Source organism: Psychromonas sp. KJ10-10, from assembly GCF_047323245.1.
In the GTDB taxonomy this organism is placed as follows: domain Bacteria; phylum Pseudomonadota; class Gammaproteobacteria; order Enterobacterales; family Psychromonadaceae; genus Psychromonas.
Map to the genome: position 1 here is coordinate 1,411,479 of NZ_CP178826.1, position 20,843 is coordinate 1,432,321.

The window sequence follows — 20,843 nt, forward strand, 5'->3', positions numbered from 1 at the left end:
GCCATTGGTGTCTATCTTACTTTCCGTATCTTGGATTTTCCTGATTTAACCGTTGACGGCGACTTCACACTTGGCGCGACTGTTACCGCCACTCTGATTGTTATGGGTGTAAACGTATTTTTAGCAACCGTCGCGGGAACACTTGTCGCCGCTTGTGCTGGTTTAGTAACTGCATGGCTGAATTTACGTTTTGATATTTTGCATCTGTTAGCCAGTATTTTGACCATGACTGCACTCTACACCATTAATTTACGTGTTATGGGTAAGCCGAATGTCGCGTTAATTATGGAGCCAACGATTTTGACTCCTTTGAAGGTATCTTCGGATTGCCTGATATGTACATGCGCGTTATTTTTGTTGCTGTTTGTGCAGTGGTAGGGGCCCTAGTTGTTGCTTGGTTCCTAAATACACAATATGGATTAGCAATGCGCGCGGTTGGTTCAAATAAACGCATGGCACAGGCAAATGGTATTGTTGTTAAAGAAAAAGTCTATGCTGGATTAGCACTTTCTAATGGATTAGTTGGACTTGCTGGTGCGTTGTTTACACAAACCAATGGTTTTGCCGATTCAACAATGGGGATAGGTACGATTGTTGTGGGTTTAGTCGCTGTGATTATCGGACAATCTTTATTTGCTAGCCGTTCGATGTACGTTATTGTATTAAGTTGTATTGTTGGCTCTGTTTTATACCGATTAGCCGTTTCGATGGCACTTAATGCTGACTTCTTAGGCTTTAGCGCATCAGATTTAAATCTGATCACTGCGGTATTAGTTGCGTTAGCGTTAATTTTTCCTAAGTTACGTAATGAATGGAAAGCGAAACAAGCAGAAAGGAACAATGCATGATCCGTTGTAAAGATTTACATGTCACATTTAACCGTGGTTTACCTACTGAAAAACTAGCGCTACGAGGTGTTGATTTTACTATCCCGCAGGGTGAGTTTGTTACTGTGATTGGCTCTAACGGTGCGGGTAAATCGACACTGTTAAATACGATTGCAGGTGATATTCCAAGTACTGCTGGTCAAATATTCTTTGGTGACCGTGATGTCACAAAGTTACCCGCAACGGGTAGAACCAGCAGATATCGCACGTGTTTTTCAAGATCCGCTTGCGGGTACCTGTGGTGATTTAACCGTCGAAGAAAATATGGCGCTAGCATATGGGCGCGGTAAAAGAGGACGCCTTTCATCTGCACTAAATAGTAAAACACGAGAAATCTTCCGTGAGCAGTTAGCACGTTTGAATTTAGGCATTGAAAACCGCCTAGAAAGCCAGATGGGTTTATTATCTGGCGGACAACGTCAATCAGTCAGTCTACTTATGTCTGCGTTGCAACCAAGCTCGATTCTATTATTAGATGAGCATACTGCCGCACTTGATCCTAAAACTGCCGCTTTAATTATGGATATCACATCACAAATTATTAAAGAAAAAACAATTAACCGTGATGATGGTGACTCACTCTATGCGTCAAGCTTTAGATCATGGTTCACGTACAGTGATGCTTCATGAAGGTAAAATTATTTTTGATTTGTCAGGTGAAGAACGTGCTAATTATCAAGTGAAAGATTTATTAAATTTATTCGCTCAAGCGCGCACTGATGGAGAAGAGTTGGATGATGATAAGCTTTTATTAGGCGATTAAGGTTTTAAATTAAACTTTATTCTAATAACTATTGCTTAATGGGTTAATCACCCGTAAAATCCGCGTCTCACTTTATCGCTGAATTAGTGATCGGCGATAATAATTTAAATAGGTTATTCACATAACCACAAAATATCGGAGTTTGTTATGTCACTAAGTGCAGAACAGAAAGCTGAAATTGTAGCAAAATTTGGTCGTTCAGAAAACGATACTGGTTCATCTGAAGTACAAGTTGCTTTGTACACAGCACAGATCAACCATTTACAAGGCCATTTTAAAGAGCACATCCATGATCACCACAGCCGTCGTGGTCTATTACGTATGGTTGCTCAACGTCGTAAATTATTAGATTACTTAAAGCGTAAAGATGTTACTGCTTACACTAAAGTAATTGCTGAGCTAGGTCTACGTCGTTAATTTCGACTTAAATCTTGTTTATAAAAAAGAGCCTCAGGGCTCTTTTTTTGTTTTTGTACTTTTTGTTTTTGATACAATGCAAAAAATAGTGGCACTAAGTGTTAGTGCCACTTTTCTAAATGCTTTTTAAGACTCTGACTGTTGCTTCTCTTGCCAAGCTTTTGCTTTATTGATCAATGGTGTGATAGTTGAACCTTGCACTAGGATAGAGAAAAAACCGTAGAATAAGTCATTACTAAAATAATTTCGCGAACATCAATTTGTTTATCAGTAATAACCATTATGCTCGCTTGGTATCGCCATCGCCATGGCAAGTGCTAATCCACCACGTAAACCTCCCCAAGTTAATATCACCACCGAGTAAGGGTTATATTCACGGAATCGATTAAAGATAAGGTATGAGCCTTGTATGCTCAGGTAGCGTGCAACTAATGTTAATGGGATTGCAATTAACATTAATATCCAATCTTCCTGGTGAAAATTATAGGCTAACATGCTTAAACCAATCAGTAGAAATAGGATCCCATTTAAAAATTCATCGACTAATTCCCAAAAGTGATCCAGTAATTTAATACTTTCTTTGGAAAAGCCTTTTATACGAGTCCAGTTTCCAATCATGATCCCAGCGACTACCATGGCAAGAGGCCCAGAAACACCGATGATATCAGCGAAAACATAACCTGCAGTGGGAATGCCTATGGTTAATAACAATTCCATTGAATGGTCATTTGTTGCACTGATTAAATAATGAAAAATTAAACCCAAAGCAAAGCCATAAATAATGCCACCAATCGCTTCATGTACAAATAATTCACTAACGCTAACTAGCGTTGGTTGTGTCTCGGAAAAGGCGATGCTGTATAAGGTAACAAAAATAACCAAGCCAAAACCGTCATTAAATAAAGACTCCCCCTCAATTTGTGTGGAGATACGTTTAGGTGCATTAAGATTTTTAACAATTGCCAGAACCAGCAATCGGATCGGTAGGAGAAATAAGCGCGCCAAATAATAAGCAATAAATCAAATCAAATTGAAGGCCTAATAACTGGCAAAGATAAAAAAGCACGTAACCAATAAAAAAGGTTGAAAATAAAGTCGCACCTAATGCTAAAACTGTAATTTCCCATTTTTGATCTTTTATATGTCCAAGCTTAATGCCCAGACCACCTGCAAATAAAAGGAATCCTAAAATACCCTTTAACAAAAACGTGTTGAAATCAATTTTATCAAGTTGCTCCGTCGCTATTTCTTGTAATGGAAAAAGCTGTTTTTACCAATAATTAATATAATTAACGATAACATTAATGAGCCAGCTGTGATGGCAATAGTACTTTGTATTTTACTAATTTTGCTATTTAAGAAGGTTATTAGCATAGCAACTGCCGCTAAAAAGCATAGGGTTGCATAAACAGTCATGTTGAATTCTCGGTTAAATGGGCATGAAGGACTTGGAATATAAAATGTAACCTAAATTAAAGCTATTATTTGTTGTCTAAATGCTTGTTGAAAGTCTAGGTTGCTATTTTGTAACGTTAAAGTTTGAATTATGTTACACATTTTAATTGGCAATATAAATAATTGCGTGATTACTGATTGAGTTCATAATTTAGATTCTTACTGATACTTTGTTATTTTAAAATAAATATCTTAAAAACGTTCTAAAGCAAAAACTTTGACGTATACTATGCTCGCGATAAAAAGCATAAAATTAAATATAATATTAAAGGAAAAAATGACTCCTATTGTTAAAAGTTTCCAGTATGGTGAACATACGGTAACACTAGAAACAGGCGTAATTGCTCGTCAAGCAACTGTCGCTGTAATGTGTAGCATGGACGATACCTGTGTATTCGTTTCTGTTGTTGGTAAAAATGCAGATGATCAAGAGCGTGATTTCTTCCCTCTGACTGTTAACTACCAAGAAAAAACATACGTCGCGGGTAAAATACCAGGTGGTTTCTTCAAGCGTGAAGGTCGCCCATCTGAAGAAGAAACGTTAATTGCACGTCTTATTGACCGTCCAGTTCGTCCTCTTTTCCCTGAAGGTTTCAAAAACGAAGTACAAGTGATTGCAACTGTTGTTTCAATCAACCCAGAAGTTAACCCAGATATCGTTGCTATGATTGCAACATCTGCGGCACTGTCTATCTCTGGTATGCCTTTTAACGGTCCTATCGGTTGTGCTCGTGTTGGTTACAAAGAAGGTCAATACCTACTTAACCCAACTAAAACAGAATTAGAAACAAGTGAACTAGATTTAGTCGTGTCTGGTACTGACAATGCAGTATTAATGGTTGAATCTGAAGCAGGTATTTTAAGCGAAGACGTAATGTTAGGCGCTGTAGTATACGGTCACGATGAGCAACAAGTTGTTGTTGAAGCAATCAAAGAGTTTGTCGCTGAAGTAGCTCGCCCTGCATGGGATTGGACTGCACCAGTGCGAAACGAAGCATTAGATGCGGCTTGTTGCAACAGAAGCACAAGCGCGTTTTGAAGAAGCTTACCAAATCAGTGATAAAGGCGAGCGTTACGACGCAATTAAAGCTATCACTGCAGAAGTTAAAGAAAAATTATTAGCCGCTGATGAAGAATTAGTCATGAAACAAGTAGGTGAATACTTACATGATTTAGAAAAAACTGTTGTACGTACGCGCATCATCAAAGGTGAGCCTCGTATCGATGGTCGTGACCCTGAAAGTGTTCGTGCACTTGACGTTCGTACTGGTGTATTACCACGTACTCACGGTTCTTCACTATTTACACGTGGTGAAACTCAAGCGTTAGTAACAGCGACACTTGGAACACAACGTGATGCTCAAATCATCGACAGCCTAATGGGTGAGAAGAAAGATCACTTCTTATTACATTACAACTTCCCTCCATACTGTGTAGGTGAAACTGGTTTTGTTGGTTCTCCTAAGCGTCGTGAAATTGGTCACGGTCGTCTAGCTAAACGTGGTGTATTAGCAGTAATGCCTACAGTTGAAGAATTCCCATACACAGTTCGTGTTGTATCTGAAATCACTGAATCTAACGGTTCATCTTCAATGGCTTCTGTTTGTGGTTCATCTCTAGCACTTATGGATGCTGGTGTTCCTCTTAAAGCATCTGTTGCTGGTATCGCGATGGGTCTAGTTAAAGAAGGCGAAGAGTTCGTTGTTCTTTCTGATATCTTAGGTGATGAAGATCATCTTGGTGATATGGACTTTAAAGTAGCGGGTACAACTAACGGTATCACTGCTTTACAAATGGATATCAAAATCGAAGGTATCACTCGTGAAATCATGCAAATTGCGTTAAACCAAGCAAAAGCAAGACGTTTACATATCTTAACTGTGATGGATGAAGCGATTTCTGAAGGTCGCTCTGATATTTCTCAGTTTGCTCCACGTATTCACACACTGAAAATCAACACTGATAAAATCCGTGATGTTATTGGTAAAGGTGGCGCAACAATTCGTGCACTTTGTGAAGAAACAGGTACAACGATTGAAATTGAAGATGATGGTACAGTTAAAATCGCGAAGCAACTTCTGGCGAGCAAGCTGATGATGCAATCAATCGCATTAAAGCGTTAACAGCTGAAGTTGAAGTAGGTACTATCTACGAAGGTAAAGTTGTTCGTTTAGCTGATTTCGGTGCATTCGTTAACATCCTTCCTGGTAAAGACGGTTTAGTTCACATCTCACAAATCTGTGAAGAACGTGTTCAGAAAGTGTCTGATCACTTGAAAGAAGGTCAAGTAGTTAAAGTTAAAGTACTAGAAGTAGATCGCCAAGGCCGTGTACGTCTAAGTATCAAAGAAGTCGCTGAAAAGAAAGAAGCACCAGTCAGCTGAATAATCATTGAGTTGATTAGATAAAAAGGAAACTTCGGTTTCCTTTTTATAGGCGAAGAAAAATTTTAAAAGATGGCTTAGTACACATCTCACAGCTCTTTCCTTAAATAACGGTGAAGAGCGTGTACAAAAAGTTTCAGACCATCTAAAAGAAGGTCAAGTTGTTAAGGTTAAAGTACTAGAAGCCATGGTTTAAAAGTAAGTCGCCAAGGCCGTGACCATCTAAGTATTAAAGAAGCCGCTGAAAAGAAAGAAGCCCCAGCCGCTGAATAATTATTGAGTTGATTAGATAAAAAGGAAACTTCGGTTTCCTTTTTTATACCTGTAGAAAAATTTTTAAAGATGGTTTAGTACACATCTCACAGCTCTTTCCTTAAATAAAGGTGAAGAGCCTATACAAAAAGTTTCAGAGCATCTAAAAGAAGGTCAAGTCGTTAAGGTTAAAGTACTAGAAGCTATGCTTTTAAAGTAAGTCGCCAAGGCCCTGATTATCTAAGTATTAAAGAAGTCGCTGAATAATTTTTAAAAATTGACTCTTATTAAAGCAAGCTTCGGCTTGCTTTTTTATGCCTGCAGAAAAATATAAATTTATATACTTTATTTCATACAAATCGGAAAATTAAAATATAATAATACAAATGTGTTTTGCGTTTGTAATAAAATAGCATTTTTTTATTCAAAAAGGTGCTAAACGAATGCAATTGAAAATAATCATTTTTGTAAATTATTGATACTGGCCTGTTAATTTTGTATGTTTTTTATTCTTTTTAACAAAATTAACCACAAGTGCTTATTTTTTTGATAAGCAATAGCAAATAAATAAAAAAACGTAATTTAACTAAAAACGTGAAATAGCTTATGTTAGTAGTATATTTGTATTATTTAAGATCATTTTTTGTTTAATTAATAAACTTTTAAAGGATTATTATTGATATCTTTGTTGGCCGAATCATCAAACTTAAAGCGAGACGAAATCTTTCTTTGAGGAACAGCCGTGAAACCTCTGCAGGAGCAGTTGCGTAGCTCTGTTTAACTAACATGGAAATAAGTTATGTCTGAAAATAATAGAGAAAACTATCAACAGAAGCGTAAAAAAGCTTCTGAATTTGAAAGTAGAGATGAATATCTCAATCATGAACTTAAAATTATGAACTTTAGAAAGTGGGGCGTTCATTTACCCTTTAAAGATTATAATATTGAGATAGAAGATTGGGTGCCTGCATTAGCGACTACAATTGGTAAAATTGTAATGGTAACAGCAATGGTTGCAGTATTTGCTGTTGAATTTGGTCTTTCACCGGAATTTGTTGCTGAAAATGTACGTTATGAGCTTTTAATTGCAGGATTCTTATTTGTTATCCTATTTTCTGCAATATTAAACCCCAATGCTAACTTGGCTGGAACACATGGGCCAATGATCCCCTTAATCCCTTTAATTGCTCGCTGCTGGCGGACATCCACTAGCACTTGGTATTATGGTCTGTGTCTTTGGACTTGTTTTAGCTTATACCAAGGGTGGATCAAAACTGGTGACCTTGACCGGAGTTGGTGTACGAGGAGGACTATTAATCTATCTTGGTGCTGTTGGTTTGATTGGCCAAATATCTAAAACAGAACAGTGGGTCGCCTCGACTGACCAGGGTTATATTTCATTCGCAGTTATTGGTATTACTGTTCTTATTTATGCATATCTTGCAAAAATCCAAAAACGTTGGTTAGCAATTCCGCTTTGTTCTGTGATTGCTGGGGTTGTTGCCTTTGTAATGGGCGCTGAATTTGCATTTACAACTGAACCTGGTCTGCCACATTTTAGCCCTTTATATTGGTGGGTGAAACAACAGGATGGCAATTAGGTTGGCCTGAACTTAGCCATTTTATTGCGGTTACTCCCTTTGCTATTCTTGCTGTTGCAATGTGGTCTCCTGATTATTTAGGGCATCGTGTTTTCCAAGAACTTAATTACCCTAAAGAAGCAAAAGGCGTACTAATGGATGTTGATGATACTATGGTTGTTGCCTCTATTCGTCAGGGAATAGGTACTTTACTTGGTGGTGGTAACTTAGCTTCTTCATGGGGAACATACATGATCCCTGTCGCTATTGCTAAACGTCCAATTCCTGGTGGTGCTATATTGACCGGTGTTTCATGTATATTAGCGGGCGTGATTGGTTACCCAATGGATCTTGCTATGTGGGAGCCTGTTTTACGTGTTGCTCTTATTGTTGGTGTATTTTTACCGCTTCTTGAAGCTGGAATGCAGATGATTCATAAGCATAAAGATTCATTAAGTGCTGGTATCTGTATTTTCTCCTGTGCTTTTGTTAATCCTGTTTTTGGTTGGGCTATTACAATGCTTCTTGATAACTTAGGATTAATTGGTGACGCTGAACGAGCAAAAGAGCTATCCTTAAAAGATAAGCTTCTTATCCCAGGGGGAGCATTTATCGTATGTATTGTTTCTCTTGCTCTTGTCGGCCAACTACCAGGAATACCTGCAATACTTTAAAAAATTTAAAATAATAAATATCAAAACTGCATATTTTTGAAATATGCAGTTTTTTGATAAACCTACCTTGATAAATTTTCTTTTATATATTGATTTATAAGAAACAAACTAAATTTATATTATTCCTTTGCTTGTAAAAATTTTATAAATGCGAGAAGCTAATTATTAGGATTGGTATAAAACAACTCTCATACCTTTAATCCAATAGGAGCAGGGTTTAACTAAGTCACTTGAGTCTTAGGCGATTAAGAATTTGTATTATTCCTATCTTGTTTCTTCTCATAAATGCTTTTACTTTGATTATGCACCTACTTAGGATAAAAATTAAAACATGCTAAAACAAAATAATAAATTCAAATATAGTATCGTTGCCCCTACAGTTTTGGTCATTATCATGTTTGTAGTTGCCTTTTATGCAGTGATGATCCCAATGTTTGAACGCGACGATGATGGATAGAAAAAAAGAAATCATTGTTGAGTTAACCAATGTCGCTTGGAGTGTTGCCTCAGAATATAATGATGATTTCAGCAATGGTCTCATTTCATTAGACGAGGCTAAACAGCGGGCCGCAGAACATATCGGAAAAATGAGATATGGTGAGGAGCAAAAGGACTATTTTTGGATTATTTCTTCTGCCCCTGAAATGATTATGCATCCCTACAGGCCTGATTTAATTGGCAGTGATTTGTCTGGTTACCAGGATAATCACGAAAATAAACTATTTTTGGATGCGGTACGTTTGGTACAAGAAAAAGGCGCAGGTATTACTGAATACTATTGGCAATGGAAAGATGATACTTCAAAAATTGTACCTAAACTCTCCTATGTAAAAGGATTTTCTGAATGGAACTGGATCCTTGGAACGGGTATTTATCTTGAAGACGTAGAACGGGAAATAACTCAATTTAAAAAACGATTATGGCTCACCTCATTCCTTATCCTTTTGCTTATTACAATTATTCTTTTTTATGTATTAAAACAAACAGCAGTAATAGAAGAAAAAAGAAAAGTCGCGGAGGATAACTTACGATTATCAATTGAAAGATATAAAAGCTTAGTTGATGTTTCATCGGAAGGAGCCTTGATGGTCAGCGATGGCAAAATTGTTTTTGCAAATACTAAATTTAATAGTTTTTTAAAAGAAGAAAGTGAATCTGTCCTTGGAGTTGATTTTTCAGAATTGTTTACCATTAGTTGGCATGACTTACTGACAAAAATAGATGATCCTAAAAAAACATTTTCATTTGAAAACAAATTATTAAATGCTAAACCCGGCGGAGAAAATGTTGTTGTTTCAATTACACAGGTTAAGAACGAAGGACTCGTTGGATATATTGTTGTTGTTAAAAATATAACTGAAAATAAACGCTTAAGGTTAGATGCTAAAAAGTTGTCTAATGATGTTGAGATGTCTTTACAATTAATGAACCAGCCTGTTTATAATTTAGTTAATAAAAATGTGTTTTGTAACCTAACAGATAGTATTGAACATGCGACCAAGGTAATGACAACAAACCGTCGGAAACTAGTATGTGTTAAGGAAAGTGAAGAGGTTATTGGGGTCCTAAGTGAAGGGGATTTGGTAACTCGAGTAATAGCAAAGGGTGTAAGTTTAGAAAAAACAGTTGCCTCTGTGATGACATCTCCAGTGAAAAAAATAAACCAAAATGCACTGCTGTCTCGAGGCGGTATTATTGTTTAAACAAAAAGCGATATCACATCTACTTGTTGAAAATAATATTGGTCAAGTTATTGGTTGTATTAGCAATAAACAATGTATGGAAATGCAACGTAACTCGTTAACTTATCTAATCAAAGAAATAAGTGAATGCACACTTATCGATGATATTAAGCGTATATTTAATAATATACCGATATTAGTACAAGCTATTTTTACTAGTACAGATAACATAAACAGTGTTTCACGGATTATCACTTCGATTGCTGATGCGATCAATATTAGAGTTATTGAGTTAGCGTTACAGGAAGTAGGAACTCCTCCCTGTGATTTTGCCTTTATTGCTATGGGAAGTGAGGGGAGAGAAGAGCAAACGTTAAAAACAGATCAAGATAATGCGATTATTTTTGATGATTCTAAGGAAGAAAATAAAGCCTATTTCTTAGCATTTGCTGAGATTGTGAATGAAAACTTACATATTATTGGTTATGAAAGGTGCAAAGGCGATTTGATGGCTGGAAACCCTGAGTGGTGTAATTCATTAACGGTATGGAAGAATTATTTTACTGAGTGGATTAATCTCGCTGATATTAAAAATGCATTGGATAGTTCTATCTTCTTTGACCTTCGATTTATTTATGGCAGTGAATTCCTTGTTGAGAAACTACAAAGCCATGTTGCTGAGACTCTTAAGGGGAATGCTTTCTTTTTAAACAGTTAGCTAAAACAGTCATACAAACAAAACCACAAATAGAAAAGAAACAGGTTAATATTAAAAACTTTTTAATACCAATTGTTGGTTACCTTAGAGTTAAGGCCCTTAAACACTCAATCCCAGAGACAAATAGTTTATTACGTTTGGAACAATTAATGGGTTATGGCTTAATTTCAGAATCAACTGGCGAAGAAGTTGAAGAGATGTATAACTTTTTGATGCATTTACGTATTAAGTGGCAGGTAAAATTAATTCTTGATAATGATCAGGCGAAGAATACGGTCAGAGTCAGAGATTTAACCACTATTGATAAAGTAACCCTAGAAAAAATTATACAGCAAATATCGAAGCTTCAGGATGAATTAGGAAAGTCCTTTAAAATGTCTGAATAGTTATACCAATTTCACTAAATAAATGATCCATATTACTGGTTAAAAAAGGCTATTTTCGCTCTGCAAGTTTTGTAAAGGTAACAAGGATTAAAGTTGCTAAATGCTTGTATTTACACCTAAGCAAGCTTCGCCTTAAACTATCTTCTTTTCCTAGGCAATATTTGATTATTAAATTAACGGAAATGGTGTTAATTATCTTCTAGAATAATATCAGACACAAAAAAGCCGAGCATTAACTCGGCTTAATTTTTGATTTGTTGTTAATCGCTTTTATTTTGCACCAATTGGTAAAACCGTGCGACCATATTGCTCATTAATCACTTCAGCCATACCAAGGTAAATCGCACTTAGTCCACAGATAATACCTTCAAACCCTGCAATTGTTCCAATTAACTCAGAACCAGTAAAATCACGGATAGCAAGTAAGAAGAATAATATAGTTAAGCTTCCGAAGATAAATTGTAAAACACGATTACCACATAATGTACCTACAAACATAAAGCCTGTAAAAATACCCCACATGATTAAGTACCATGCCATGAAAGCATGAGGTGTAGCCTCTGCTAAGCCAAGTTTAGGCATTACAATTAAAGCAACAAGACTGATCCAGAAAAAACCGTATGAGGTAAATGCTGTTAAACCAAATGTGTTACCTTTTTTAAATTCTAAAATACCAGCGATGACCTGTGCAATACCACCATAGCATAAGCCCATTGCTAGAATCATTGCACTGATTGGGAAAAAGCCTGCGTTATGAATGTTAAGTAAAACAGTTGTCATACCAAAGCCCATTAGGCCAAGTGGAGCTGGATTTGCTAAGTTTGCAGTTTGTGGCACGATTATTACCTTTTGTATGATTAGTAAATAAGATGCGCGGACAATAGCATGGAAAATCGTTATGTAAAGTATTTTTGTAAACTTTGTTGTTCGTCACCTTTTTATTTGTTTTTGATCAAAATTTGTGAGTTGGAAGGTTTGTAAAAATAACTTTTTCACATGTTTTTTATAAGGTTATTAGTTGGAAATAAAGCTTTATAATAATTTCGCTTATTTAGCGTATTAAAATCAGTTACAATGCGGTTAATATTCCCATAATAAAAATGAAACTAGTAAATGAACCAAGCCACCTTATCCATTAAAAACTTACATAAATCCTTTGCTGATAATGAAGTACTAAAAGGAATTGATTTAGAAGCCCAAAAAGGTGATGTTATTTCAATACTTGGCTCTTCTGGTTCGGGTAAAAGTACCTTATTACGTTGTGTTAATTTATTAGAAACACCTACATCTGGCGACATCCGTGTAAATGGTGAATTGATAGAAATGAAACAACATAAGCAATTAGGCTCTGTTCCTGCTTCTATAAAACAAGTTGAGCGTATTCGTAGTCGCCTAGCAATGGTGTTTCAAAGTTTCAATTTATGGTCGCATATGACCGTTCTAGAGAATGTTATTGAAGCGCCAGTGCATGTACTTGGCGAACCTAAAAAAGAAGCGATTGTAAAAGCGGAAGCTATTTTACAACGTGTCGGTTTATACGAACGCAAAAATTATTATCCTGGGCAATTATCGGGAGGCCAACAGCAACGTGTCGCAATTGCTCGTGCTTTAGCTGTTGAACCCGAAGTAATGTTATTTGACGAACCTACCTCTGCACTAGATCCGGAATTAGTAGGTGAAGTTTTGAGTGTTATGCGTGGTTTGGCTGAAGAAGGTAGAACCATGTTAGTGGTGACTCATGAGATGGCCTTCGCGCGTGATGTCTCAAATAAAGTGCTGTTTTTACATCAAGGGTTAGTAGAAGAAGAGGGCAAACCAGACATTATTTTTGAAAATCCATCATCTGAACGTTTTAAACAATTTATTTCTTCGGTATATTAACTCTAAATCTAACTAAAATAAGGAATTACAATGAAAAAAATTAGTCTATTTATCGCTGTGTTTATATTATCATTTAATGTAGTCGCTAAAGAATGGAAAACCATCCGTATTGGTGTAGAAGGTGCTTACCCTCCTTTCAGTAAAACAGAAGCTGATGGCAGTGTGACGGGTTTCGACATTGATATCGCAAATGCATTATGTGATGAAATGGGCGCAAAATGTACGCTTGTTAAACAGGATTGGGACGGTATTATTCCTGCTTTAATGGCGCGTAAATTTGATGCGATCATCGCGACAATGGATATTACTGAAGAACGTAAAAAGAAAGTTGCGTTTACAGATAAATACCAACATATTCCAGCTCGTTTTGTTGCTTTAAAAGGAGCTGAATTCGAAGCAACAAATGAATTTATGAAAGGTAAAAGAGTAGGTACGCAACGTGCAACTTCTATGGATTTGTATGTTTCTGATAACTTTCCTGATGCACAAATTAAACGCTACGGTACTTTTGATGAAGCATATTTAGATTTAAAAGCAGGTCGTCTTGATTACGTAATCGCTGACTCTGCACGCAATTACTGATGGCCTACTAGCTAAAGAAGGTGGAGATAAGTTTGATTTTATTGGCCCTAAACTTACTAACCCTAAATGGTTCGGTGAAGGTGCTGGTATTGCAATCCGTAAACAAAATACAGATTTAGCAGAACAGTTCAATGTCGCAATTAAAGAAATCCGTAGTAACGGTACTTACAAAACTATCCAAGATAAATACTTCAGTTTTGATGTATACGGAGGTTAATCTCTGTATGGAAGGATGGGTAACCATCCTTTTTTTGGTGATTGCTCAGTTGTTGCCATTAACCTTTTTAATGCTAAAGGTGTTTATTTAAGTGATTTAAATGCACCTTCTATTAACTCAGTAAAAATGGTTTTTCCCTGAGCACTTACTTTATAATAAAGACTTCCTATGCAAGAATTATTAAATTATCAGACGGTTCTATTAGAAGGTGCGTGGTTAACGGTTCAAGTTGCTCTGCTTTCATTAGTTCTCGCTATCACATTAGGTTTACTAGGTGCGCTTGCTAAAATATCGCACTTTCGACTATTACGTTTAATCGCAACACTCTACACGACTATCATTCGTGGTATCCCCGATTTGATTTTAATGTTACTCATCTTTTTTGGTGGCCAGATACTCATTAACAATTTGAGTTATAGCATCAATGAAAAAATAAATGAGTTTTTTACCAGTTCTGATGCTAATCATGAATGGTATTCTTACTTGCCTGATTATATCGACATAAGCCCTTATTTTGCTGGTATTGTCACTATTGGTTTTATTTTTGGTGCTTACATGGCAGAGACCTTTCGAGGGGCGATTCTCTCGGTTGAAAAAGGACAAATTGAAGCCGCAACGGCCTATGGCATGAGTAAGAAAAAGATTTTTTTCGTATTACTTTTCCACAAATGATGCGCCATGCTTTGCCTGGTATTGGTAATAATTGGTTAGTTTTATTAAAAACTACAGCATTAGTTTCAATTATTGGTTTACAGGATATGGTTAAGATTGCAGGAGATGCTTCGGGATCAACACAGCAACCTTTTACCTTTTATTTGACTGTTGCCTTTGTATTTTTGTTCTTCACTGCGATTTCAAGTGCTTTGTTAAAACGCCTTGAAGTTAAATATTCCCTTCAAACGAGGTAAAGATGGACTTTTCAATTATCATTAATGAATACCCATTCTACCTTGAAGGATTATGGACTACGACCTGGTTGGTTACCTTAGCTTTAATTTTTGGGCTTGCTCTTGCTATCCCAATGGGAATTTTACGTACCAGTGAAAATAAAATTATTCAATTTCCTATTTGGGCATTTATGTACTTTTTCCGTGGTTCACCATTACTTGTACAGCTGTTTATTATTTATTATGGCGCAAGACAGTTTGAGTGGTTACGTGAAAGTTGGATGTGGACATATTTTCAAGAAGCTTGGTTCTGTGCTTTATTAGCCTTTACATTAAATACTGGCGCTTATACTGCTGAGATTGTTCGAGGTGTTATTTCAACAATGCCAAAGGGTGAACTTGAAGCGGCAAAAGCTTACGGAATGAGTAAATGGCAGACGTTACGACGTATTACTTTGCCAAATTCTTTACGCCGTGGTTTACCTGCTTATAGTAATGAAGTTATTTTTATGATCCATGGTAGTGCCATTGCTGGGGTTGTAACAATTATCGATATTACAGGTGTCGCTAGGGTGGTAAATGCGCGTTATTATGCACCATTTGAAGCTTATTTTATGGCAGGTGCCCTGTATATGTGTCTTACTTTTAGTGCTATTTTTGCTTTTAAACAGTGGGAAAAGCGTTACAAAATTGAGCAATAAACTTTCATATTACTTCAAATAAGCGTTTCTTATGATGAAACGCTTCATTTTCATTAATCCCAAATTCTTATTATATTAATCCCAAAAATAAGGGCGAAAATGTTTGCGGCAAACGGATTCATAGCTATCGTTACCGCCAATTTCAACTTGTTTACCTTCTTTGACAGGTTGCCCATTCGAGTCTAAACGCAACACCATATTCGCTTTACGGCCACAGTGACAAATGGTTTTCAGTTCAATCAGTTTATCTGCCCAGGCTAATAAATACTGACTCCCTGGAAATAATTCTCCTTGAAAATCTGTTTTTATGCCATAACACAACACAGGAATTTCTAAGCAATCAACCACATAGGTTAATTGTTTAACTTGCTCTTTAGTTAAAAATTGGGCTTCATCAATTAGAATACAATGTTGTGCTGTTTGTTGATGCTGTTTTTCAATAATCTGGCTCAAATCATCCTGTACAGTAAAGGCATAAGCATCACATTCGATGCCAATTCGGGAGGCAACTTTCCCATAACCTGCTCGGTCGTCAATAGCGGCAGTCAAAACGAAGGTATTCATACCACGTTCTTGATAGTTGTAAGAACTCTGTAAAAGAGACGTTGATTTACCCGCATTCATTGCAGAGTAATAAAAATAGAGTTGTGCCAAAACGTGCATCCAGAATAAGAAAAAAGAAGTAATTTTATCATTCATTGCCTCTTGGGTGGTTTTATTTATTGTGAAAATAAACTTCAGTACAATAATGTTTGATCTGACAACGGCAACTCCCTGCATTTTTCATGCAAAATATGTCTCTTGAATAACCTCTGAGAACAGAATTAATGCAACTAACTGACTTTGTAAATACCATTGGTAAAGACTTAAAAAATCGTTATGGTGAACGAGTGCATAAATTGACTTTACATGGAGACTTTAGTTGCCCCAATCGTGATGGAACCATAGGTAAGGGAGGTTGTACATTCTGTAATGTCGTCGCTTTTAGTGATGAGTCACAATCTAAGTTATCGATAGCAGAGCAGTTAACATTACGCCGTAACGAAGTTGAACGTCGTGCTAGTAAATATTTGGCTTATTTTCAAGCATATACCAGCACCTATGCAGAAATAGCTTTATTATCATCACTCTATGAGCAAGCTGTTGCAGAATCTAATATTATTGGTATTTGTGTGGGCACTCGCCCTGATTGTGTTTCCGATGAGGTATTAAATCTGCTAAGTAGTTATTTAATGCGTGGTTACGAGGTTTGGCTTGAATTAGGTTTACAAAGTGCAAATGATAAAACCTTGAAGCATATTAATCGCGGACATACTTTTTCTCAATATGAAAGTGTTGCTCGTAAAGCTCGTGCTAGAGGCATTAAGGTTTGTACCCATTTAATTCTCGGACTTCCTCGGGAATCAGATAGTGATTACCAACAAACACTTAAACAAGTACTAGAGGTTGGTGTGGATGGTTTAAAACTTCATCCTTTACATGTAGTACGTGGAGCTTTAATGGAAAAAGCATGGCAAGCAAATCGATTACCAGTTTTATCACTGGAGAAATATAGTCAATCTGCACTGAAATTGATTCAGCAAACACCTACTAATATTGTGTATCATCGAATTTCAGCAACGGCTAAATTAACTGAATTAATCGCGCCGTTATGGTGTGAAAAGCGCTGGCCTGTGCAAAATAGACTTTGTCAATTAATGTCTGAGTCTGGTGGGCAGGGCTACATGTTACAACCTAATCTGGAAATTGCTCACGTATCGCCATGATTTCCTCAAAATTTTCTTCAACCAAGTCAACTAGTAAAGGTTGAAACTTTATGCCTCGTTCTAATTTAATTGTTTCTAGTATTTTTTCTGAGCTCCATGGCTCCTTGTAACTTCTTTTTGAACCAAGTGCATCAATTACATCAACAATAGCCATTATTCTTGCTTCAATCGGAATTTTTTCGCCCTTTAACCCATCAGGATAACCACTTCCATCCCAGTTTTCATGGTGATAATGAGCCAGGGTTTCACCTAATTTAGCAATTGGTAATGATGATTTTGATAGCATTGATGCACCCGCTTCGGCATGTTGTTTCATTGCTTCCCACTCCTGCGCATTTAATTTACCTGGTTTATGAAGAATACTTTCAGGAATGGTTATTTTTCCGACATCATGCAAGGGGTCGCTGTTTTTATGGCTTCTATAAAGGATTCTGGCATCTGTAATTTTTGGGCAATCAGGTGACACAATAATGCAGTGCGTTTTACGTGGGCGCCAGTTTCCTTACTTCGTGCTTCAATAGCATCGCCAAGAATATACATAAACTCACGTTGGTTATTTTCAGATTGTTGTTGTCTTATTAAACTTTCTAATACTAGGGCAACATTGGTTGAAAATATTTCCGCTAGGTTGCTTTGAAAGCCCGTGGGTGGAGTATCAAATTCAATGTATAGGACTGAGCAGGCGTCGTTTGATGTTTTGTAATAACTGATAAAATATTGGTCAGTAAACTCTCCTTGCTTAGCCAAAAAAGTATTTTCTATTTTTTCTTTTATTTCATGAGTCATATTTTCAATACGCTCAGGTACTTCACCAAACTTGCCACTATAAGCAAGATAAGTTTCCCCGATATTGTCAAATATATCTGTTTCTTGGCGAACGATATAAACAGAGGAGCTGTTTAATCCCATTAAAGAAAGTAGATTAGTGAGGGTCGCCGATGCAAACTCTGAAATTTTATCGACTTTTAAAATGCTGGTGGAAGACGCGATCAGTTTTTTAAAGGCCTCTAGGCTATTTGAGATGGTATTGATATCTCTGTAACTACGAATCGCAGAATACACACAAGTGGTTAATTTTCGCTGAGTAAGTTCGGTTTTGGTTTTATAATCATGAATATCGTATTGGCTAATAACATGTTCTTCTGGTGCACTACCCGCTTGACCAGTACGAAGAATAAGACGAATACTTGTATTATTCAGTTCTTCCCTGATCCAATTGATTAAATCTAATCCAGCGTGATCACTTTCCATAACAACATCAATAAATCCCATGCAGAATTCGATTTCAGATTGTAATAGTTGTTTGGCTTGTTGGGCTGAATAGGCTGAATGCAAAACCAGTTTTTTGCCTAAAATGCTCATATTGTTAAAAATTAAACGCGTTACATCGTGAACCGCTGGCTCATCATCAACTATTAATATATGCCAGACATTATCTGATTGTGTACCATCTTGATTTTTAGTATCTATCATTTCATCGTCATCGTGAAATAAAAATTGAGACATATTGTCCAATCCTATTTTGTTTGTGTTTTAATAGTTTGGCACAGAATAGAGTATTTGCATGTCGGTTCAGCATTAATCATAATATATTGCTCACATATTTTAGGTTTATTGTCATTATTGATGATTTTATATCTATACTTTAAGAAAAATAATAAAAAGGACTTTTTGTGCCGGATCATGAAGATGATAAATATGCATACCTCAATAAAATTAGTTGTGAAACTGAGGTACATTTGCAGGTCGTCACCCCAACACAAGCAATACGATTAAAAACACGATTAATAGGTGTTGACCCAAATATGTCGGTAATTGTTGCAATGGGTAATAACAATGAATGGTTAGCGGCAAAGCAATATATTAGAGAGGGGCAAAAAGTGATCGTGCGATTGATGAGTACTGATCATCCAGAGGCCAATCTAATTGCTTTTCAATCTCATATTCAAAAATTGATGAGCGTTGCTGGGCGCTGGTTATTAATTGATTACCCAAAGGAAGTACAACAGCTTGCTTTGCGTGAGCATCGACGTTTACCGGTCCATATTGATGCGAGCTTAATAGATCCTAATACCAAAAGCACATGTTCTAGTGGCCATTTAAGTGATCTTTCTATTCAAGGCGGAGCCTTCATTGGAGAACCAATTAAATCTGCAACAAAAGATAAAAAATATACATTACAAGTGTCAGTTGACGGTGATGAAAAGTCCGTTCCAATTGTTATTAAGAATACGAAGTCTGTTGTTCACTCAGGCTCCTTAGTAAAACAAGGGTTTGTTATTGAAGAGGAAATAGGTAAAGCTAAAAAATTTATAGGGGCATTATTAAGTAATTCTTTAGCTAATTCATAATCATATCCATTACCAGATAAAGTAAATAATTCAGTAAACTTAGGTAGTGGCCTTTAGCAAGAATTTGCAAGGTCTCTTTGTTTCAATCAAAACTCACTAACAATGAAGGTGTTGACTCCTAGTTTGCCAGTTATAAAGGCAATAATAAGTCCTTTATTTTACCCTCTAAAAGTCGTTAATAACACATCATATTCGTCGTTAGTTAAAACCGATAATTAAAATAATAAAGGTAGAGAGGAATAATGAAGTATTTGAAAATTTATTTTTCCAGTTTTTTTATAATGTTTTTCTGTTTAGCCGTTGAAGCTAAACAGATGGATAGTCCAGGTGCCTTTGCCAGTACAACCTTTGAAAATGATGTCTTTTTTAAGGATGATGGGTTATACACTAACGGTCTATTTTTCACTTGGGGATACAATCAAGTTGATACGCTTGATGAGCAACACTTACCCGATTGGATTGCAACCTTAGCCAAACATACTCACCTTACATCGTCAGAAAATAAGCAACATGCTATCAGTTATGGTTTTGGCCAACTATTTCAAACCTCAATTGATATTTCCAAAGAAGAATTGGTTGAGGAAGATGCGCCATATGTGGGGCTATTAGCCTGGCAAGTGAAGCTATTAACTTTTGATGAAAGCTTAAGTGATGAAGCTAGTTTAATTTTAGGCGTGGTAGGTGAAATGGCCGGAGGGGAATTTACCCAATCAGTAGTGCACTCGATAAATGACGCTAATCAGCCTGCGGGCTGGGATAATCAAATTGATAATGAACTTGTATTTCGTCTGCAAACGAGAAGAACATGGCGCCTTTATAATACAGAATTTGAGAATCGATTTTTTAATAGTCAATTTGATTGGTTAGTGGGTGTTGACGGTGGTGTTGGAAATCTACGTAGTGACTTGGGCGCGGGAGTTGGTTTTAGATTTGGTCAACAGCTTGATAAAAACTTTGGCTCCGCCAGCGTTTTCCCTGTGCAAAAATTTAATCGATTAAATTATAGCCCCTATGGTTGGTATGTGTTTGCAAACCTTTCTGCCAATATCGTTGCTAATGATATTTTTATTAATGGTAATACTTTTCATGAAAGCCACAGTGTTAATCTAAACCATCAACAGCTTGCTATATCGGCTGGGTTCATGGCGAATATCTATGATTTCTCTATTATATATACAGCCTTATATATTACCGATGAATATGAAGGACAGGCTGAACCATCACGTTTTGGATCGATTTCTATCGCTTATCATTTTTGATT

22 protein-coding genes and 5 pseudogenes are annotated in these 20,843 nt (G+C 36.5%); 22 read left to right on the forward strand and 5 right to left on the reverse strand.

All coding sequences use genetic code 11. From position 1 onward, the window contains the following. Positions 1-30 precede the first annotated feature (30 nt). The 5 genes and pseudogenes from ACLKMH_RS08040 (at position 31) to rpsO (ending at position 2,067) form a co-directional block, all read left to right on the forward strand. On the forward strand, positions 31-378 hold the full coding sequence (locus tag ACLKMH_RS08040) for an ABC transporter permease subunit (RefSeq protein ID WP_413701546.1): 348 nt from the start codon (positions 31-33) through the stop codon (positions 376-378). Continuing rightward, a complete protein-coding gene (locus ACLKMH_RS08045) occupies positions 336-848 on the forward strand; it encodes an ABC transporter permease subunit (protein ID WP_413702285.1) in 513 nt (170 codons plus the stop codon). Before ACLKMH_RS08040 ends, ACLKMH_RS08045 begins: the two co-directional genes overlap by 43 nt. After that, positions 845-1,517 (forward strand): annotated as a pseudogene (locus tag ACLKMH_RS08050) (ABC transporter ATP-binding protein). The gene ACLKMH_RS08045 and the pseudogene ACLKMH_RS08050 overlap by 4 nt, the downstream one beginning before the upstream one ends. Next, entirely contained in the window at positions 1,471-1,650 is a 180-nt protein-coding gene (locus tag ACLKMH_RS08055) for a hypothetical protein (protein WP_413701547.1), read from the forward strand. The pseudogene ACLKMH_RS08050 and the gene ACLKMH_RS08055 overlap by 47 nt, the downstream one beginning before the upstream one ends. A gap of 147 nt (positions 1,651-1,797) precedes the next feature. After that, positions 1,798-2,067, forward strand: a complete 270-nt coding sequence (gene rpsO / locus ACLKMH_RS08060) for a 30S ribosomal protein S15 (protein ID WP_413701548.1) — start codon at positions 1,798-1,800, stop codon at positions 2,065-2,067. 126 nt (positions 2,068-2,193) lie between these two features. Here the strand turns inward: rpsO and ACLKMH_RS08065 are convergent. Beyond that, a pseudogene (locus ACLKMH_RS08065) lies at positions 2,194-3,483 on the reverse strand (cation:proton antiporter). Between the two features lie 316 nt (positions 3,484-3,799). On the opposite strand from ACLKMH_RS08065, the pseudogene pnp reads away from it, so the two are divergent. The 7 genes and pseudogenes from pnp to ACLKMH_RS08100 all read left to right on the forward strand — a co-directional run bounded on the left by pnp (position 3,800) and on the right by ACLKMH_RS08100 (position 11,197). Further along, positions 3,800-5,905, forward strand: a pseudogene (gene pnp / locus ACLKMH_RS08070) (polyribonucleotide nucleotidyltransferase). 68 nt (positions 5,906-5,973) lie between these two features. After that, positions 5,974-6,178: pseudogene (locus ACLKMH_RS08075) on the forward strand (S1 RNA-binding domain-containing protein); the annotation flags it as partial. Positions 6,179-6,956: 778 nt separating this feature from the next. Beyond that, positions 6,957-8,411, forward strand: a pseudogene (locus tag ACLKMH_RS08080) (DUF3360 family protein). 331 nt (positions 8,412-8,742) lie between these two features. Then, positions 8,743-8,868 (forward strand): hypothetical protein, encoded by a 126-nt coding sequence (locus tag ACLKMH_RS08085; protein WP_413701549.1) that lies wholly within the window; start codon positions 8,743-8,745, stop codon positions 8,866-8,868. After that, complete coding sequence (locus ACLKMH_RS08090; RefSeq protein ID WP_413701550.1) at positions 8,861-10,114, forward strand: cache domain-containing protein; 1,254 nt, start codon at positions 8,861-8,863, stop codon at positions 10,112-10,114. The genes ACLKMH_RS08085 and ACLKMH_RS08090 overlap by 8 nt, the downstream gene beginning before the upstream one ends. Continuing rightward, on the forward strand, positions 10,107-10,811 hold the full coding sequence (locus tag ACLKMH_RS08095; protein ID WP_413701551.1) for a DUF294 nucleotidyltransferase-like domain-containing protein: 705 nt from the start codon (positions 10,107-10,109) through the stop codon (positions 10,809-10,811). The genes ACLKMH_RS08090 and ACLKMH_RS08095 overlap by 8 nt, the downstream gene beginning before the upstream one ends. A 29-nt stretch (positions 10,812-10,840) precedes the next feature. Further along, entirely contained in the window at positions 10,841-11,197 is a 357-nt protein-coding gene (locus ACLKMH_RS08100; protein ID WP_413702286.1) for a putative nucleotidyltransferase substrate binding domain-containing protein, read from the forward strand. Positions 11,198-11,467: 270 nt separating this feature from the next. Here ACLKMH_RS08100 and ACLKMH_RS08105 read toward each other — a convergent pair whose 3' ends face one another. Beyond that, positions 11,468-12,034: an acetate uptake transporter gene (locus tag ACLKMH_RS08105; RefSeq protein WP_413701552.1), complete on the reverse strand. Its 567-nt coding sequence runs from the start codon at positions 12,032-12,034 to the stop codon at positions 11,468-11,470. Positions 12,035-12,310: 276 nt separating this feature from the next. Between ACLKMH_RS08105 and ACLKMH_RS08110 the strand changes: the two genes are divergently transcribed. The 7 genes from ACLKMH_RS08110 to ACLKMH_RS08140 are packed head-to-tail and all read left to right on the forward strand — an operon-like array spanning position 12,311 to position 15,465. Then, a complete protein-coding gene (locus ACLKMH_RS08110) occupies positions 12,311-13,078 on the forward strand; it encodes an ABC transporter ATP-binding protein (RefSeq protein WP_413701553.1) in 768 nt (255 codons plus the stop codon). 30 nt (positions 13,079-13,108) lie between these two features. Then, positions 13,109-13,660: a transporter substrate-binding domain-containing protein gene (locus tag ACLKMH_RS08115; RefSeq protein ID WP_413701554.1), complete on the forward strand. Its 552-nt coding sequence runs from the start codon at positions 13,109-13,111 to the stop codon at positions 13,658-13,660. 40 nt (positions 13,661-13,700) lie between these two features. Further along, positions 13,701-13,877, forward strand: a complete 177-nt coding sequence (locus tag ACLKMH_RS08120) for a transporter substrate-binding domain-containing protein (protein ID WP_413702287.1) — start codon at positions 13,701-13,703, stop codon at positions 13,875-13,877. 15 nt (positions 13,878-13,892) lie between these two features. After that, a complete protein-coding gene (locus ACLKMH_RS08125; protein WP_413701555.1) occupies positions 13,893-14,018 on the forward strand; it encodes a hypothetical protein in 126 nt (41 codons plus the stop codon). 27 nt (positions 14,019-14,045) lie between these two features. Next, on the forward strand, positions 14,046-14,549 hold the full coding sequence (locus tag ACLKMH_RS08130) for an ABC transporter permease subunit (protein WP_413701556.1): 504 nt from the start codon (positions 14,046-14,048) through the stop codon (positions 14,547-14,549). Next, positions 14,546-14,785, forward strand: coding sequence for a hypothetical protein (locus tag ACLKMH_RS08135; protein WP_413701557.1), 240 nt, complete (start codon positions 14,546-14,548; stop codon positions 14,783-14,785). Before ACLKMH_RS08130 ends, ACLKMH_RS08135 begins: the two co-directional genes overlap by 4 nt. 2 nt (positions 14,786-14,787) lie before the next feature. Beyond that, positions 14,788-15,465 carry an ABC transporter permease gene (locus ACLKMH_RS08140; protein ID WP_413701558.1) on the forward strand — a complete coding sequence of 226 codons (678 nt, stop codon included), beginning with the start codon at positions 14,788-14,790 and terminating at the stop codon, positions 15,463-15,465. A gap of 75 nt (positions 15,466-15,540) precedes the next feature. On the opposite strand, the gene ACLKMH_RS08145 is transcribed toward ACLKMH_RS08140, so the two are convergent. After that, positions 15,541-16,119, reverse strand: coding sequence for a thymidine kinase (locus ACLKMH_RS08145; RefSeq protein ID WP_413702288.1), 579 nt, complete (start codon positions 16,117-16,119; stop codon positions 15,541-15,543). A 173-nt stretch (positions 16,120-16,292) separates the two neighbouring features. On the opposite strand from ACLKMH_RS08145, the gene ACLKMH_RS08150 reads away from it, so the two are divergent. Beyond that, positions 16,293-17,231 (forward strand): TIGR01212 family radical SAM protein, encoded by a 939-nt coding sequence (locus ACLKMH_RS08150; RefSeq protein WP_413701559.1) that lies wholly within the window; start codon positions 16,293-16,295, stop codon positions 17,229-17,231. Here ACLKMH_RS08150 and ACLKMH_RS08155 read toward each other — a convergent pair. Beyond that, positions 17,200-17,628, reverse strand: a complete 429-nt coding sequence (locus tag ACLKMH_RS08155) for an HD-GYP domain-containing protein (RefSeq protein WP_413701560.1) — start codon at positions 17,626-17,628, stop codon at positions 17,200-17,202. The genes ACLKMH_RS08150 and ACLKMH_RS08155 overlap by 32 nt on opposite strands. After that, positions 17,607-18,737 carry a DUF3369 domain-containing protein gene (locus ACLKMH_RS08160; RefSeq protein WP_413701561.1) on the reverse strand — a complete coding sequence of 377 codons (1,131 nt, stop codon included), beginning with the start codon at positions 18,735-18,737 and terminating at the stop codon, positions 17,607-17,609. Before ACLKMH_RS08160 ends, ACLKMH_RS08155 begins: the two co-directional genes overlap by 22 nt. Positions 18,738-18,904: 167 nt before the next feature. On the opposite strand from ACLKMH_RS08160, the gene ACLKMH_RS08165 reads away from it, so the two are divergent. Beyond that, entirely contained in the window at positions 18,905-19,582 is a 678-nt protein-coding gene (locus ACLKMH_RS08165; RefSeq protein ID WP_413701562.1) for a flagellar brake domain-containing protein, read from the forward strand. 281 nt (positions 19,583-19,863) lie between these two features. Next, positions 19,864-20,841, forward strand: coding sequence for a lipid A deacylase LpxR family protein (locus tag ACLKMH_RS08170; RefSeq protein ID WP_413702289.1), 978 nt, complete (start codon positions 19,864-19,866; stop codon positions 20,839-20,841). The last annotated feature ends 2 nt before the right edge of the window (positions 20,842-20,843 follow it).

Coding starts and splice junctions, on each gene's coding strand:
- ACLKMH_RS08115 (WP_413701554.1), top strand. CDS start 13,109: ATGAAAAAAATTAGTCTATTTATCGCTGTGTTTATATTATCATTTAAT.
- ACLKMH_RS08110 (WP_413701553.1), top strand. CDS start 12,311: ATGAACCAAGCCACCTTATCCATTAAAAACTTACATAAATCCTTTGCT.
- ACLKMH_RS08125 (WP_413701555.1), top strand. CDS start 13,893: ATGGGTAACCATCCTTTTTTTGGTGATTGCTCAGTTGTTGCCATTAAC.
- rpsO (WP_413701548.1), top strand. CDS start 1,798: ATGTCACTAAGTGCAGAACAGAAAGCTGAAATTGTAGCAAAATTTGGT.
- ACLKMH_RS08170 (WP_413702289.1), top strand. CDS start 19,864: ATGTTTTTCTGTTTAGCCGTTGAAGCTAAACAGATGGATAGTCCAGGT.
- ACLKMH_RS08055 (WP_413701547.1), top strand. CDS start 1,471: ATGCGTCAAGCTTTAGATCATGGTTCACGTACAGTGATGCTTCATGAA.
- ACLKMH_RS08090 (WP_413701550.1), top strand. CDS start 8,861: ATGGATAGAAAAAAAGAAATCATTGTTGAGTTAACCAATGTCGCTTGG.
- ACLKMH_RS08135 (WP_413701557.1), top strand. CDS start 14,546: ATGATGCGCCATGCTTTGCCTGGTATTGGTAATAATTGGTTAGTTTTA.
- ACLKMH_RS08150 (WP_413701559.1), top strand. CDS start 16,293: ATGCAACTAACTGACTTTGTAAATACCATTGGTAAAGACTTAAAAAAT.
- ACLKMH_RS08140 (WP_413701558.1), top strand. CDS start 14,788: ATGGACTTTTCAATTATCATTAATGAATACCCATTCTACCTTGAAGGA.
- ACLKMH_RS08045 (WP_413702285.1), top strand. CDS start 336: ATGTACATGCGCGTTATTTTTGTTGCTGTTTGTGCAGTGGTAGGGGCC.
- ACLKMH_RS08085 (WP_413701549.1), top strand. CDS start 8,743: ATGCTAAAACAAAATAATAAATTCAAATATAGTATCGTTGCCCCTACA.
- ACLKMH_RS08130 (WP_413701556.1), top strand. CDS start 14,046: ATGCAAGAATTATTAAATTATCAGACGGTTCTATTAGAAGGTGCGTGG.
- ACLKMH_RS08160 (WP_413701561.1), bottom strand. CDS start 18,737: ATGTCTCAATTTTTATTTCACGATGACGATGAAATGATAGATACTAAA.